Annotated in this window: 2 protein-coding genes; one reads left to right on the top strand and one right to left on the bottom strand. The window is 29.4% G+C overall.

The window, feature by feature from the left end; all coding sequences use genetic code 11:
* A partial coding sequence (locus BG20_RS10745) for a pelota family protein (protein WP_010195170.1) occupies positions 1–565 on the top strand: 565 nt, incomplete at its 5' end.
* Here BG20_RS10745 and cutA read toward each other — a convergent pair.
* The gene (cutA, locus tag BG20_RS10740) at positions 562–873 is read right to left on the bottom strand and encodes a divalent-cation tolerance protein CutA (protein WP_048097247.1); all 312 of its coding nucleotides are present in this window, start codon (positions 871–873) and stop codon (positions 562–564) included. The genes BG20_RS10745 and cutA overlap by 4 nt on opposite strands.
* Positions 874–1069: the final 196 nt, after the last annotated feature.

Raw genomic sequence — 1069 nt, 5'->3', positions numbered from 1 at the left:
AAAAAGATACAAAACAAATTTCAATATTGAAAAATTCTTTGAGCAAATTCAGCAGGCATTAATTTCTATTATCAGAGAAACAGATTCCATAATTATTTTCGGTCCAGGTGAAACAAAGAAAAGATTTTCAAATTTTCTTTTAAGATCTCAAAATGCACAAAAATATAAAATTCAGATAGCAGAAGGAATTGATTCGGGTGGAGAGGACGGATTTACACATTTACCAAAATCACAAACTATGAAGGAAATAATGTCAGAGAGTAAACTTGCCAAAGTATCATCAATTATTGATGAGATTATGCTCAGAGCAAACAAAAAGAGTAGAAAATTCACTATGGGTTTTGAGGAAACACTAAAAGCTAATCAATACGGAGCTGTTGAATTACTTGTTTTTTCAGATAAGGCAATTCAAACAAATGATGAGAAACAAGTCATAGAGCTTCTCAATGATGCTGAAAGTAAGGGTGTAAAAACATTCAGTGTAGATTCATCCACAGATATCGGTCTGAGGGTTACAGGATTGGGAGGAATAGTTTCTTTGTTACGCTATGCAATAGAATCCTAGATTGTTGATTTTATTAACCATTGAAGATATGATTTGTTTATTGATATAATGTCAATTTCAATAATTTCTGGAACATCATAAGGATGAGTCGATTTAATTTTTTCTTTGAGATGTTTTTTGTTTTTTTGAGTAGTTTTGAAAAATGCGAGATATTCTGATGTATTTTCAATTTTTTCTTTCCAAGAATAAATTGATGAAATTTTGGTAATATTCACACATGCAACAATTTTGTCTTTAACTAACTCATTTGCAATTTTTGTTATGGAGTTCTTGTTAGGATAAGTTGAGATTATCATGATTGGCTTCATAATAACTATAAATGACCGTAGTTTAAAAAATTAACAATTAATTTGGACCTTGATTTTATTACTCAAAATTCGATAATCTATGTTCTAATTGCATGGGTGATAATTTTGGGAGTTGCAAAGGGATTAAAATTAGAAAAACATGGATTTGAGTTGAAAATTTACAGTCTTGTATACAAAAATCAACAAGTACAATCTG

The sequence above is a fragment of the Candidatus Nitrosarchaeum limnium BG20 genome (genome assembly GCF_000241145.1).
GTDB classification, from domain to species: domain Archaea; phylum Thermoproteota; class Nitrososphaeria; order Nitrososphaerales; family Nitrosopumilaceae; genus Nitrosarchaeum; species Nitrosarchaeum limnae.
The sequence above is the reverse complement of the archived record's forward strand: the minus strand, read 5'-3'. Positions and strand labels throughout refer to the sequence as shown.